At 71.3% G+C, this 12,778-nt stretch carries 12 protein-coding genes; 6 read left to right on the top strand and 6 right to left on the bottom strand.

Features of this window, described 5'->3' with window-relative positions:
- The first annotated feature begins 26 nt into the window (after nucleotides 1–26).
- On the top strand, nucleotides 27–1,055 hold the full coding sequence (locus BLS95_RS20350; RefSeq protein WP_090933541.1) for a hypothetical protein: 1,029 nt from the start codon (nucleotides 27–29) through the stop codon (nucleotides 1,053–1,055).
- Between the two features lie 93 nt (nucleotides 1,056–1,148).
- Here the strand turns inward: BLS95_RS20350 and BLS95_RS20345 are convergent, their stop codons facing one another.
- On the bottom strand, nucleotides 1,149–1,985 hold the full coding sequence (locus BLS95_RS20345) for a LysR family transcriptional regulator (protein WP_090934052.1): 837 nt from the start codon (nucleotides 1,983–1,985) through the stop codon (nucleotides 1,149–1,151).
- Between the two features lie 84 nt (nucleotides 1,986–2,069).
- Between BLS95_RS20345 and BLS95_RS20340 the strand changes: the two genes are divergently transcribed.
- Both BLS95_RS20340 and BLS95_RS20335 read left to right on the top strand, forming a co-directional pair.
- Nucleotides 2,070–3,320, top strand: coding sequence for an MFS transporter (locus BLS95_RS20340; RefSeq protein WP_245765177.1), 1,251 nt, complete (start codon nucleotides 2,070–2,072; stop codon nucleotides 3,318–3,320).
- 123 nt (nucleotides 3,321–3,443) lie between these two features.
- A complete protein-coding gene (locus tag BLS95_RS20335) occupies nucleotides 3,444–4,094 on the top strand; it encodes a B3/B4 domain-containing protein (RefSeq protein WP_245765176.1) in 651 nt (216 codons plus the stop codon).
- 84 nt (nucleotides 4,095–4,178) lie between these two features.
- Here the strand turns inward: BLS95_RS20335 and glnA are convergent, their stop codons facing one another.
- On the bottom strand, nucleotides 4,179–5,603 hold the full coding sequence (gene glnA / locus BLS95_RS20330) for a type I glutamate--ammonia ligase (protein ID WP_090933537.1): 1,425 nt from the start codon (nucleotides 5,601–5,603) through the stop codon (nucleotides 4,179–4,181).
- 94 nt (nucleotides 5,604–5,697) lie between these two features.
- Entirely contained in the window at nucleotides 5,698–6,762 is a 1,065-nt protein-coding gene (locus BLS95_RS55775; RefSeq protein WP_090933535.1) for a hypothetical protein, read from the bottom strand.
- A 76-nt stretch (nucleotides 6,763–6,838) separates the two neighbouring features.
- On the opposite strand from BLS95_RS55775, the gene BLS95_RS20320 reads away from it, so the two are divergent.
- The 3 genes from BLS95_RS20320 to BLS95_RS20310 are packed head-to-tail and all read left to right on the top strand — an operon-like array spanning nucleotide 6,839 to nucleotide 8,909.
- The gene (locus BLS95_RS20320; RefSeq protein WP_090933533.1) at nucleotides 6,839–7,300 is read left to right on the top strand and encodes an RDD family protein; all 462 of its coding nucleotides are present in this window, start codon (nucleotides 6,839–6,841) and stop codon (nucleotides 7,298–7,300) included.
- Between the two features lie 59 nt (nucleotides 7,301–7,359).
- A complete protein-coding gene (locus BLS95_RS20315; protein WP_245765174.1) occupies nucleotides 7,360–7,974 on the top strand; it encodes a TetR/AcrR family transcriptional regulator in 615 nt (204 codons plus the stop codon).
- On the top strand, nucleotides 7,971–8,909 hold the full coding sequence (locus BLS95_RS20310) for a glycoside hydrolase family 113 protein (RefSeq protein WP_218135879.1): 939 nt from the start codon (nucleotides 7,971–7,973) through the stop codon (nucleotides 8,907–8,909). Before BLS95_RS20315 ends, BLS95_RS20310 begins: the two co-directional genes overlap by 4 nt.
- Here the strand turns inward: BLS95_RS20310 and BLS95_RS20305 are convergent.
- From BLS95_RS20305 to BLS95_RS20295, 3 genes are all read right to left on the bottom strand, one after another.
- The gene (locus BLS95_RS20305; RefSeq protein WP_090933531.1) at nucleotides 8,890–9,654 is read right to left on the bottom strand and encodes a class I SAM-dependent methyltransferase; all 765 of its coding nucleotides are present in this window, start codon (nucleotides 9,652–9,654) and stop codon (nucleotides 8,890–8,892) included. The genes BLS95_RS20310 and BLS95_RS20305 overlap by 20 nt on opposite strands.
- Nucleotides 9,654–10,334 (bottom strand): DUF4191 domain-containing protein, encoded by a 681-nt coding sequence (locus tag BLS95_RS20300; protein WP_090933529.1) that lies wholly within the window; start codon nucleotides 10,332–10,334, stop codon nucleotides 9,654–9,656. Before BLS95_RS20300 ends, BLS95_RS20305 begins: the two co-directional genes overlap by 1 nt.
- A 62-nt stretch (nucleotides 10,335–10,396) precedes the next feature.
- A complete protein-coding gene (locus BLS95_RS20295) occupies nucleotides 10,397–12,772 on the bottom strand; it encodes a glycoside hydrolase family 3 protein (protein ID WP_090934045.1) in 2,376 nt (791 codons plus the stop codon).
- Nucleotides 12,773–12,778: the final 6 nt, after the last annotated feature.

The following is a 12,778-nucleotide window of genomic DNA, read 5'->3' as shown; positions in this document are numbered from 1 at the left end:
CACCCGCTTTCGTTGTATCAAGGCGCGTGCTGTCCGTTTACGTGGACCTGGCCCTGGGCCTGGTCGTGTCGTTCCTGCTGCTGTCGCTGCTGGTGAGCGGGCTCAACGAGGCGTTCGTCCGCCTGCTCTCCATTCGCAGCAAGTTCCTGTGGGCCTACCTCAGGGACACCATGGACGGGGCGGACGAGAAATCCGGGTCGTGGTTACCGGCCAAGGTGCTCGACGTGTTCAGGGTGCTGCCGTTCCTGCGCGACCCGCGGCCCCGGCACAGTGATCGGCCCGCGCCCACCGAACCCGGCAAGGTGCCCGAGTCGACGACCGGCGACTCGATGATCAAGCTGCTCTACCAGCGGGTCCAGGAGATCGATCACGCCAAGCGGGGGCGTACGAGCATCTCCAACATCCCGCCCGCCCGGTTCGCGGTGGCGGTGATGGAGCTGGCGTCGGCGGAGAACGGCGACGTCGAGGAGTTCCTGCGCAAGCTCCAGCAGATCGACAGCCCGCTGTACGGGCACCTCAAGGGCGTGTGGGAGACGGCCCAGCACGACCTGGACCGGTTCCGGCAGGGGGTCGAGACCTGGTTCGACGGGGAGATGCAGCGGCTGTCGTCGCTGTACAGGCGCTACGTCAAGTGGGTCGTGGCGGTGCTCGGGGTCGTGGTGACGCTGCTGTTCACGATGGACGGGCTGGAATACGCCAAGACGCTGCTGCGGGACAACGCCTTCCGCGCCTCGGTGACGGCCGTGGCCGAGGCGGGGCCGGACGCGTACGAGGAGCTCAAGGCGCGGTGCACGGGCGGTGACCCGGTGCCGTGCGTCACCGAGACGCTCAGCCAGCCCGCCCTGGTCACGATGCTCGACCAGGCGCTGGTCAGCGTGTCGATCCCGGCGCAGGGCGACCCGACCGTGCACTGGAACGGCGGCCTGTGGTGGGACCGGATCAACACGCTCAGCCACTGGCCCGGGTTCCTGCTGACCTACGTGGCGCTGCTGTTCGGCGCGCCGTTCTGGTGGGACGTGTTCCGCCGCATCACCGGCATCAAGCCCAGGCGCTGAGCCCTCCCGTGGAGGCGGGGTCAGGCGGTCATCGCCGGGTGGGGTCGGGCGGACATCGCCGGGTGGGGTCGGGCGGACATCGCGGGGCGGGGGTCAGGCGCTCATCGCGTACAGGACGTCGCGTAGGGCGGGCTCGCGGCCGCGCAGCCAGACCAGCCGCAGCGCCAGCTCCGGGGCCTGCCCGGATTCGGGGTCGAGGGGGACCAGCGCGCCCGAGGCCAGGTCGGGGTCCACGGCGAAGTCCGGCAGGAGCGCGCTGCCCATCCCCTGCTTGGCCCACTCGCGGGCGGTGGCGATGCTGGTCAGCTCCCTGCGTGGCAGCCGCGTACCGAGGACCTGGTCGGCCGCCAGCCGGATCGAGCAGCCCGACGGGCTCACCAGGAGCGGCTCGCGGGCTCCACCCGGCGCCGCCACCAGCCACAGCCTGACCTCGCCCACGTCCAGGTGGTCCAGGTCGGCCGGCGGGGTGAACCCCAGCCCGCCGACCCGCTCGCCCAGGTCCAGCAGCAGCGCCGCGTCCAGCGTGCCGCCGGCCACCTCGGCCAGCAGCGACTGCCTGGTCAGCGGGCGCACGTCCACGTCCAGGTCGGGGCGGCGGGCCGACAGGCGGCGGAGCACGGCGGGCAGCCTGATCGCGGCCAGCATCTCCAGCGCGCCGATCCGCACCCGGCGGCGCCCGCCCGTCACGGCGCGCCGTACCTCGTCCGCGTGGTCGAGCAGGCCCCGCGCCCGCGTCAGCAGCGTGGCGCCCGCGTCGGTCAGGCGCATGCCCCGGGGCGTACGCTCGAAGAGCGCCACGCCGAGGCTGTGCTCCAGCCGCCGCACCTGCTCCGAGACCGAGGCCGGGGCGAGGCCGAGGGCGTTCGCGGCCCCGGTGACGGTGCCGGCCGCCGCGACCGCGACGAAGTTCTGCAGTTGCCGCAGATCCATGCATGTCAGCATACGGTTTTCCCGAATGCCCTCTACGGCCGCGCCTGTTGAGGCGACATATCGGGTTTCCGCAGGCTGGGACGCATGCGAATGTTCGGCTTCTCCCTCGCCTACTTCCTGGTGATCCTCGACACCACCGTGCTGACGATCGCGCTGCCCGACCTGCGGGCGTCACTCGGCGGCTCGCTGGCCGGGCAGCAGTGGGCCGTGAACGCCTACACGGTCGCCTTCGCCGCCGCACTGCTCGCCGGGGGAGCGGTGGCCGACAGGTACGGCGCCGCCCGGGTCTTCAAGCTCGGCGTGGCCTCCTTCGGCGTGATCTCGCTGCTGTCCGCCGCCGCACCGCAGCTCGGCGTGCTGATCGCGCTGCGCGCCCTGCTCGGCGTGGCGGGCGCGCTCTGCACGGGCGGCTCGCTCGGCCTGCTCGCCGAGCTCTACCCCGCCCCCGCCGGCCGCGCCCGCGCCACCGGCCGGTGGGCGGCCATCACCGGCAGCGCCCTGGCGGCCGGGCCGCTCCTCGGCGGCCTCCTGGTGGACGTGTCCGGCTGGCGGGCCGTGTTCCTGATCAACCCGCCCATCGCCCTGATCAGCCTGCTGGTCATGCGCGCGGTCCGCTCGCAGCAGGGCCACCGCCGGATCGACTGGCCGGTACAGGTGCTGGCCTGCGTGTTCCTCGGCCTGGTCGCCGAGGCCCTGATCGACGCCGCGCCGGTGGCCGCGGTGGCGGCCCTGGTCACCCTGGCCGCGCTGGTCCTCGCGGAGCGCCGCAGTCACGCCCCGGCCCTGCCCGGCGGCCTGCTCGCCGCCACCTGGCCGGAGCTGCTCGCCGGCACGGTGGCGAACTTCGCCTTCTCCGGCGCCCTGTTCGTCCTCACCCTCCTCTTCCAGGACACCCGCCACCTGACCCCGCTGGCCGCCGGGCTGGCCTTCCTGCCGCTCACGCTCCCGATGACGGTGAACCCGCTGCTCACCGGCCGCCTGGTGGCCCGCTACGGCCCGCGCCCGCCGATCCTCGGCGGTCTCGCCCTGATCGCCACCGGCCTGGCCGGCCTCGCCCTCACCGGCACGCCGGCGCCGTGGCTGGTGGTGATGGGCTTCGGGCTGTCGTTCGTGCTGCCCGCGCTGATGGCGGGCATGGTCGGCAGCGCGCCGCCCGGTACGGCGGGCACCGCGGGCGGGGTGCTCAACGCCTTCCGCCAGGTCGGCGCCACCCTCGGCGTGGCGGTCATGGGGGTCGTCGGCAGGCCGCTGCTGACGGCGGCAGTCCTGGTGGCGCTGACGTGCGCCGGTTACGCGCTGGCCGCCCGCCGGGCCCGCGCCGCCGTCACCGCCTGATGCGGTGGCGGGGATGCGAGTATCCTGATCGGCTCCTGCTCCACGAGCCGCGACGACGAGGTGACGGTGTATTTCCAGCATTCCCATGACATCTGGCGTGATTTTCCGGAGCTGGTGCCCGGCGTGATCCTCGCACGCGGGATCAGCGGGCAGGCCCACCTCGAAGAACCGCTCGCCCGGTTCGGCGCCGCCGCCGCGGAACGGCTCGCCACCGCCACGGAGGGCGAGCTGCCGGAGATCCGGGCGTGGCGGCGGGCGTTCTCGACGATGGGACTCAAGCCGACGCAGTATCGGTGCGCGTCGGAGTCGCTGCTGCGCCGCTTCAGGAAGGAAGGCTCGCTCCCGCGCCTGCACCCCCTGATCGACCTCTGCAACGCTGTGTCCATCGCGTACGCGATCCCGGTGGCGGTGTTCGACCTCGCCCGGATCTCCGCCTACGTCGAGGTCCGGTACGCCACCGGCGACGAGACGTACCTGACGTTCGCCGGCGAGACCGAGCACCCGCCGGCCAAGGAAGTGATCTTCGCCGACGCGGCGGGCCGGGCCCACGCCCGCCGCTGGACCAACCGCCAGAGCGGTCATTCGGCCGTCCGGGACACGACCGAGGACGTGCTCATCGTTGCCGAGGCCCTGCACGACACGGCCCGCGCGGACGTGGAGTCCCTCATCGCGGCGCTGTCAGCCGAGCTGAGCGCCCACTGGCCGGTCAGCCCCCGATCCGCCGTGCTGACCCCGTCCGCGCCCCGCTTCGAGTGCACGGAGGCCGCCACATAGCGCCGGAGACGCGCGAAGCCCGCGGGGAGGAGACTCCCTGCGGGCTTCGCACTCCGGTGTGCCTGGTCAGCACGCCCCTACGACCTACACGTCGTAGTAGAGCTCGAACTCGTGCGGGTGCGGCCGCAGCCGGATCGGGTCGACCTCGTTCTCCCGCTTGTAAGCCACCCACGTCTCGATCAGGTCGGGCGTGAACACGCCGCCTTCGAGCAGGTAGTCGTGGTCCTCCTCCAGCGCGTTGAGCACCTCGGGCAGTGAGCCGGGCACCTGCGGGATGTTGCGGGCCTCCTCAGGCGGCAGCTCGTAGAGGTCCTTGTCGACGGGCTCCGGCGGCTCGATCTTGTTGCGGATGCCGTCGATGCCGGCCATGAGCATCGCCGAGAAGGCGAAGTACGGGTTGCACGACGGGTCAGGCACGCGGAACTCGATGCGCTTGGCCTTCGGGTTGGAACCCGTGATCGGGATGCGGACGCAGGCCGAGCGGTTGCGCTGGGAGTAGACCAGGTTGACCGGAGCCTCGTAGCCGGGGACCAGACGGTGGTAGGAGTTGACCGTCGGGTTGGTGAAGGCCAGCAGCGACGGCGCGTGCTTGAGCAGGCCGCCGATGTAGTAGCGGGCCGTGTCGGACAGGCCCGCGTAGCCGACCTCGTCGTAGAAGAGCGGCGAGCCGTCCTTCCACAGCGACTGGTGGCAGTGCATGCCGGAGCCGTTGTCACCGAAGAGCGGCTTGGGCATGAACGTGATCGTGTGGTTGTACTCGGCCGCCGTGCTCTTGATGATGTACTTGTAGAGCATCAGGTTGTCGGCCGTCTTGAGCAGCGTGCCGAACTTGAAGTCGATCTCCGCCTGACCGGCCGTGCCGACCTCGTGGTGCTGCATCTCGACTTCGATGCCGCACTCGATGAGGTTGCGCACCATCTCCGAGCGCAGGTCGGTGAAGTGGTCCATCGGCGGGACGGGGAAGTAGCCGCCCTTGTAGCGCGGCTTGTAGCCGAGGTTGCCGCCCTCGGTCCGCTTGCCGGTGTTCCAGGCACCTTCGATGGAGTCGATGTAGTAGTAGCCGGCGTTCTGCTTGGTCTCGAAGCGCACGTCGTCGAAGATGTAGAACTCGGCCTCGGGGCCGAAGTAGACGGTGTCGGCGATGCCCGTGCCCCGCAGGTATTCCTCGGCCTTGCGCGCGACGTTGCGCGGGTCGCGGCTGTAGGCCTCACCGGTCAGCGGGTCGTGCACGAAGAACGTCAGATTGAGCGTCTTGTGCTGGCGGAACGGGTCCACCACCGCGCTGGTCGGATCGGGCAGCAGAAGCATGTCGGACTCGTGGATCGCCTGGAAACCGCGGATCGACGAGCCGTCGAACATGAGACCGTCGGTGAAGACGCTCGCGCTGAAGTTCTCGACCGGGAAGGTGAAGTGGTGCGTCGTCCCCGGCAGGTCGGTGAACCTGACATCGACGAACTGCACCCCTTCGTCACTGATGAACTTCAGGACGTCGTCGGCGGAGTTGAACACTCTCGAACCTCCCTGAGCACTGGCCATCGTTCCGACGCTATGGCGTGGCCGTTTCTTAACGGTGTCTCGATTGTTTCGCACGTGTTACACGGCATCAGGTCTCCTGGGCCGCCTGGCAGCCGTCCGGCTCCTTGGCGTCCAGGTCGTAGGGGTCCACGGGAATGCCGGTGGGGCCCACCTTGTCCTGCGGTGAGTCCTCGTAGACAGGGTGGATGAAGCCGTCCGGGACGTCGCAGCGGGCGGGAGTCGCGCTTGCGCCGAACTCCCACACCCAGGTCGTGACCCCGTCGTCGTCGTCGTAGATCCACACCTCGTTGACGGCGTGCGTGGCCACCCTGGTGGCGGTGCGGGGCTGGCCCGGCCGCTGGACCGCGTAGACGATCACGTGGTTCAGCATCACCTTGACGCCGCGCGTTCCGTACTTGTCCTTGAACGTGCCCAGCGTGGCGCGGCCCTTGACCTTGATCACGCCGGTGGCGAGCTCGGCCGTCTTCGGAGCGAAGCTGTTCACCATGGAACGGGTGGAATCCTTCTTGTCGTCCAGCCCGTCGCGGAACCAGCGGCGCTGGTCAGGGTGGAGCAGACGGTAGAAGGCGTCCGGCTTGCCGCCCAGCAGCGTCTTCTTGTCGAGGTAGGCGGCGGCCAGCAGCTCGCGCGTCCGTTCCAGTCCCTTGGCCACGTCCTTCTTCGACAATCCGCCGAGCGCCTTGGCCTTGGGGATGACGAAACCGTCGGCGCCCTCCGCCCAGTCCTCCGCCGGGGACCCCGCGAAGGGTCCCGCGGCCGGGTCCGCCGTCGCGGCGGCGGCCTCCGTGGGCTCCGGCTCGTCGGGCAGGGGAGCGCCCATGACCGGCATCGTCTCCTCGGGCACGGGGCCCATGGGGGCGAGCAGGTCGGGCCGGTACATGACGACCAGGCCCGCGGCGGCGATCATGATCGTGATCCCGGCCATCGCCAACCAGGCGCGCCCCGCACGGCGCGGTCTCCGGTAGGGGTCGGCCACGCCCGGATGCCGTCCGGGGGACACGCCGAATTCGCCGCCGCTGTCGCGCTCCTTGGCCCCTCTTTTCGCCGCGGCCCGCATCTTGCGTTGTTCCTCGGTGTCGATCTGCGCGACCAGCTCGTTGAAGCGCGCATCAAGGTCATCCCCGTGTGGCATGGCGTACATCCTGGCGATGCCGTGACTCGGTTGGGTCACGATCGGGACCGGCGTAGGGGGCGGCTACCGTGGAGGCATGAGCAGCAAAGAACCCCGGTGGACGCAGACGTGGCTCGGCGGGGTCCGCTCCGCCGGGGTCGATCTCGGATACCCCGGTGAGCGCCTCGGGCTGCCCCAGGAGGGCAGCGGGTCGATCGCCCGGTGGGGGCGCAGGATCGGCGCACTGGTCATCGACTGGATGATCTGCACCTGGGCCATCGCGCAGTTGCTGCTCAGGCTCAACCCGGCCGAGGCGCCCTGGGCGCCGGTCCTCATCTTCGCGCTGCAGTACGTGGTCCTGGTCGGGTTCATGGGCCAGACGTTCGGGCACCGGCTGATGGGGATCAGGGTCGCGGCGATGGACGGCGGCAGCCCGCGGCTGCTGCCCGTGCTGGTGCGTACCGTGCTGCTGTGCCTGGCCGTGCCGGCGCTGATCTTCGATCGCGACCAGCGGGGGGTTCACGACCGCGTCTCCAACACGATGGTCGTCCGCATGTAGTCCAAGAAAAAAACCGTACCGGGTTCAAAATCGAACCCGGTACGGTTTATGCTGTCCGCATGATGGCGGGGCTCAGGGAACGCAAGAAGGAGCAGACGCGGCGGCGGATCTCCGAGGTGGCGCTGCGGCTGTTCGACGAGCGCGGCTACGACGCCGTGACCGTGAACGAGATCGCCGAGGCGGCCGGGGTCGCCAAGGTGACGCTGTTCACCTACTTCCCGACCAAGGAGTGCCTGGCCCTCGACGGGGTCGCGGACGACACGGCCGCCGTCGTGGCCGGGCGCCGGGACGGGCAGACGCCGCTCGACGCGCTGCGCGAGCACTACCGGGCGATGGGCGCGCAGGGCGCCGGGGACCTGGACGTCGAGGGCATGCTCACCAGGGTCCGGGTGATCTCGGCCAGTCCGGCGCTGCTGGCGGGGGTCCAGCAGGCGCACGCGGGGCAGCGCTACGAGCTCGCCGCCGCGCTGCAGGACGTTCACCCCGGGCTGACCGCCCAGCTCATGGCCGCGCAGATCACCGCCGCCATCACCACGTTGCAGGAGGCGTTCTTCCAGCGGCTGGCCACGGGAGTGCCGCCGGCGGAGGCGGGGCGGAGCCTGGCGGAAGAGGTGGAGCTGGCCTTCGACCTCCTCGAACACGGCTTTTCATCGATAAAAGGAGAAAAATCGTGAAAAAAGGGATCAACTACGACACGGGGTTTCTGCCGGGTGACGACAACACCAGGAAGGTGTTCGACCCCGACGTCGTCGCCCGTGAGATGCGGGTGATCGCCGACGACCTGCACTGCGACGTCGTACGGGTCTCCGGCACCGACCCCGGGCGGCTGAGCGTGGCGGCGGAGCGGGCGGCGGCCGCGGGCCTGGAGGTGTGGTTCGCGCCGTTCCCCGTGGACCTCACCCAGGACGAGATGCTCGGCCTCTTCACCGACGCGGCCGGGCGCGCCGAGACCCTGCGCCGCACCGGCGCCGAGGTCGTGCTGGTCACCGGATGCGAGATCTCCGCCTTCGGCCACGGATTCTTCGAGGGCGCCGACTACCGGCAGCGGCTCGACGCGATGATGAACGGCGACGTCGCCTGGTGGACGTCCCAGGCGCAGGTCATGCCGCGCTTCAACGACTACCTGGCGCGGGTGGTGGAGAGCGTGCGGCCGCTGTTCGGCGGCCGGGTGACCTACGCCGCCGGGCCGTGGGAGCCGGTCGAGTGGGCCCCCTTCGACGTGGCGGGCGTGGACGCCTACCGCGCCTCCTACAACGCCCACACCTTCGTGGACGAGCTGCGCGCCCACTTCAAGCACGGCAAGCCGGTCGCGGTGACCGAGTTCGGCACCTGCCCCTACACCGGGGCGGGGGGGCGGGGCGGCGCGGCGTGGATGGTGCCCGAGGGCGCGGTGCGCGACGAGGGCGAGCAGGTCCGCTATTTCACCGAGTTGATGGACATCTTCGAGCGCGAGGGCGTGGAGACCGCCCTGTGGTTCACCTTCGCCGGATATCACGTGACCGGGGAGTCCGACCTCGGCTCGTACGGCGTCGTACGGCTGCTCGACGAGACGAGGTGGGAGCCCAGGGAAATCTTCCACACCATGGCCGCTAGATATTCGCGCAGCTGAAGATGGCCGTGCCCGGCAGGTGCCGGCCGCGTAGCGGGCTCCAGCCGCCCCACACCCGCTCGTGCCCCTCCGGCCACTCCGGCTCCACCAGCCCGGTGACGGTGAGCCCGGCGGCGACCAGCAGGGTGACCCAGTCGCCCAGCGTGTGGTGGTGCTCCACGTACGTCGGCGTGCCGCGCTCGTCGCGCTCCACGTACGGGGTCCGGTCGAAGTAGGACCGGTCGGAGGTCAGCCCGCGCGGCCCCGGGTCGTCCGGGAACGCCCACCGGACGGGATGGCTCACCGAGAACACGAACCGCCCGCCCGGCCTGAGTACCCGGCGCACCTCCCGGAAGACGGCCTGCGGATCGGCCACGAACGGCAGCGCCCCGTACGCCGAGCAGGCCAGGTCGAAGGCGTCGGCGGCGAACGGCAGCGCCTCGGCGTCGGCCTGCATCACGGGGACGTGCGAACCCGTGTCGAGGTCGATGCGCTGAGAGTGGCGCAGCTGCCGGTAAGACAGGTCGAACGCGGCGACCTGCGCCCCCCGCGTCACCAGCCACCGCGCGCACTGCGCCGCGCCGCAGCCGATCTCCAGCACGCGCCGCCCGCGCACCTCCCCGAGGAGGTGCGCCTCGGCCTCGTCGAGGCCCTCAGGACCCCACACGAACCCGCTGTCCCGCAGGAACTCGCCATGCTCGACCTGGTAGTCGTCGGCGTTGCCGTCCCACCAGCCCCGGTTGGCCCGGGAGGAGGTGGACGGCACTAGCGCATCTTCGGGCCGCGCGGCATGCGCATGCCCTTGGGCATCGGGCCCTTGGGCACCGGCAGGTTCTTCGGCAGCGAGCGCAGCCGGTCCTTCACCTCGTTGACCGAGGGCTTCTTCAGGTTGCGCGGCAGCTTCATGATGTGGCGCTGCAGCTTGCCGAGCGGCACCTGCCCCTCGCCGTCACCGCACTGGATGTCGTAGATCTCGATGCCCAGCGCCACCCGGGCCACCCGCTTCTTCTCGGCGGCCAGCATCCGCCCCACCCGACTGCCGGGCCCCTCGGAGACCAGCACCACGCCCGGATAACCGACCACCAGGTGGATCAGGTCCTGGTCACGGTTGACCGCGATCGCCGGGGTGACCTGCCAGTTGCCGCGCATGCCCTGCAGCACCGCCGCCGCGGCGCCCATCTGGCCGTGCAGGATCGAGTATTGGGCCCGCTGCGCCAGCTGCCCGAACACCACGAGCCCGACGGTCAGCGCCGCCAGCACGCCGATGAACACCGAATACCACAAATAGCCCGTGACCAGACCGATCACGACGACCACAGCCAGCGTGCCGACCGCCGAAAGGAAAACGATCGGCATCCCCTTGGGGTTGGCCTGCTTGATGATCTGCGCGATCATGCGGAGCTGTTTGATGCGCCCCGGCTTCTCTGAATCCTCGGACTTTGCCATGCTCAGAAGAATACAAACCAACCAGTGCGGGAACGAAAACGCGGCCCGCCGATTTTCGGGAATCAGATCTTCATGGTGACCGACAGTCGCGGATCGGCGACGTGGTGTGCCGCCTCGATCGTGTGCTCGCCCTCGACCGTGCGCCAGCCGCCCGCCCAGACCTGGAAGGCCCGCTCCCGCAGGAAGATCGTCGTGAGCACCGTCTCTCCCGAGGCGGCCTCGACCACGTCGAAACCGGCCAGCCTGCGCCCGGCCGCGTTGGACACGTAGATCTGCACGACCTCCCGGCCCGGCCGCGTCCCGGTGTTCGTCACCGCCACAGTCACCGTCACAGTGAAGGTGGCCTCGACCGGGCCGCCGGTCCGCTCGGCCGCGATGGAGTCGTACGACCAGGTCGTGTAGCCCAGCCCGTGCCCGAACCAGAACGCGGGCACGCGGCCCGACCGCTGCCACGCCCGGTAGCCGACGAACACCCCCTCCTCGTACGCCACCACCCCGTCCACCGGCCGCACCTCGGCCACCGGTGCGTCCGCCAGCCGCCGGGGCCAGGTCGTCGGCAGCCGCCCGCCCGGCTCGGCGTCCCCGAACAGCACGTCGGCCAGCGCCGCCCCCGCCTCCTGCCCGGGGAACCAGGTGAGCAGCACGGCCGCCACGTCCGCCAGCCACGGCATCTCCACCGGCGAGCCCGCGTTGACCACGACCACGGTCCGCGGGTTGGTGGCGGCGACCGCGCGTACGAGCTCGTCCTGCCGGCCCGGCAGCGCCAGATCGGCACGGTCGAGGCCCTCGCTCTCCACCTCGCGCGTGGTCCCGGCCACGACCACCGCCACGTCGCACTCCGCCGCCACCCGTACGGCCTCGGCCAGCAGCTCCTCCGCGCCGGCGGCCGGGGCGGCGTGGCCGAGCGTGAAGGAGACGAACGCCAGCCCGCCGAACGTGCCCGCCGGATGCGTCACCGCCACCTCGTACCGCTGCCCGGCCGCCATGGGCACGCTCACCCGCCGCTCGGGCGGTGTCAGGAAGGCCAGACCGGGGTCGCCGGAGGGCGGTTCGATCACCCCGTCGAAGACGGCCTCGCCGTTGACGGTGACGGCGTAGGCGCCCGCCCCGGCCACCGACAGTAGGTGCTCGCCGGAGACCTCCGCCACGTACGCGCTCAGCAGCCGCACCGCCGCCAGCCGGCCCGCGTCCACGCCGGACGGCAGCCCGCCGAGCCAGCGCGCCTCGGCCGTGGGCAGCGGGTGCTCGGCCAGCACGCCGCCCTCCGCGTCCAGGAACACGGCCCGGGCGGGGCCGGGCAGTGGTGACAGGCGCAGGCGGGGATCGGCGCCGAGCGCGTACCGGACCTCGGCCCTGGCCGCCAGGCCCGCCAGGGGCGAGACGACGCGCTCCGGGAAGACCTGCGCGCTGCCGCCGCCCATGATCCGCGCCTCGGCGGCGGCCGGGCCGATCACGGCGAGCGTCCGCACCCCGTCGAACGGCAATATCCCGTCGTTGGTGAGCAGCGTGAACCCCCGCCCGGCCGCCTCACGCGCCAGCGCCACCCCGTCGATCGAGCAGCCGGGGTCCGCGGGAGAGAGCCCGGGGTCGCGCAGGGCGCCCACCCGCGCCGCCAGCCGCAGGATGCGGCGCACCCGGTCGTCGATCGCGGACTCCGGTACGCGCCCCGCCCGCACGGCCGCCACCAGCCGCTCGCCCCACGGCCCGAACGGCCCCGGCATGGCCACGTCCGTCCCGCCCAGGGCGGCGGCCTCGGTCGTGCGCACCGCGGTCCAGTCGGACACGACCAGCCCGTCGAAGCCCCACTCGTCCTTCAGCACCCCGTTCACCAGGTCGGCGTGCTCGGTCATGGTGGTGCCGTTCACCGCGTTGTAGGCGGTCATGAGACCCCACGCGCCCGCCTCCACCACACGCTCGAACGGCCGCAGGTACACCTCGCGCAGCGCCTGCTCGCTCACCCGCACGTCCACGGTGAAGCGGTCGGTCTCGAAGTCGTTGGCCACGAAGTGCTTGGGCGTGGTGGCGACGCCGCCCTCCTGGACGCCCTCGACGTAGGCGGCGCCGATCTCGCCCGCCAGGTACGGGTCCTCCGAGAAGCACTCGAAGTGCCGGCCGCCCAGCGGGCTGCGATGCAGGTTGAGGGTGGGCGCGAGCAGGACGTGCACGCCCTTGCGCCGCGCCTCCCCGGCCAGCAGCCGCCCCGCCCGCCGTACGAGGTCGACGTCCCAGCTCGCGGCCAGGGCCGTCGGGCTCGGCAGGGCGATCGACGGGTCGGTGGCGGCCCACTGCTCACCGCGTACGCCGATCGGGCCGTCGCTCATCAGCAGCCGGTCCAGCCCGATCTCGGGCAGCGGCGGCAGCGACCACATGTCGGCCCCGGTGAGCAGGCGGATCTTGGTGATGAGGTCGAGCCGGCCCAGCAGTTCGTCGATGTCCACGACCAC

Origin of the sequence: Nonomuraea jiangxiensis (assembly GCF_900099965.1) — a bacterium.
Lineage (GTDB): Bacteria > Actinomycetota > Actinomycetes > Streptosporangiales > Streptosporangiaceae > Nonomuraea > Nonomuraea jiangxiensis.
Note: the sequence above shows the minus strand (reverse complement) of the source record. Positions and strands in the feature narration are given on the sequence as shown.

Excerpts from the sequence above, each read along its gene's own strand:
- BLS95_RS55775 (WP_090933535.1), bottom strand. The coding sequence starts at position 6,762 with ATGCCACACGGGGATGACCTTGATGCGCGCTTCAACGAGCTGGTCGCG.
- BLS95_RS20320 (WP_090933533.1), top strand. The coding sequence starts at position 6,839 with ATGAGCAGCAAAGAACCCCGGTGGACGCAGACGTGGCTCGGCGGGGTC.
- BLS95_RS20300 (WP_090933529.1), bottom strand. The coding sequence starts at position 10,334 with ATGGCAAAGTCCGAGGATTCAGAGAAGCCGGGGCGCATCAAACAGCTC.
- BLS95_RS20345 (WP_090934052.1), bottom strand. The coding sequence starts at position 1,985 with ATGGATCTGCGGCAACTGCAGAACTTCGTCGCGGTCGCGGCGGCCGGC.
- BLS95_RS20340 (WP_245765177.1), top strand. The coding sequence starts at position 2,070 with ATGCGAATGTTCGGCTTCTCCCTCGCCTACTTCCTGGTGATCCTCGAC.
- BLS95_RS20315 (WP_245765174.1), top strand. The coding sequence starts at position 7,360 with ATGATGGCGGGGCTCAGGGAACGCAAGAAGGAGCAGACGCGGCGGCGG.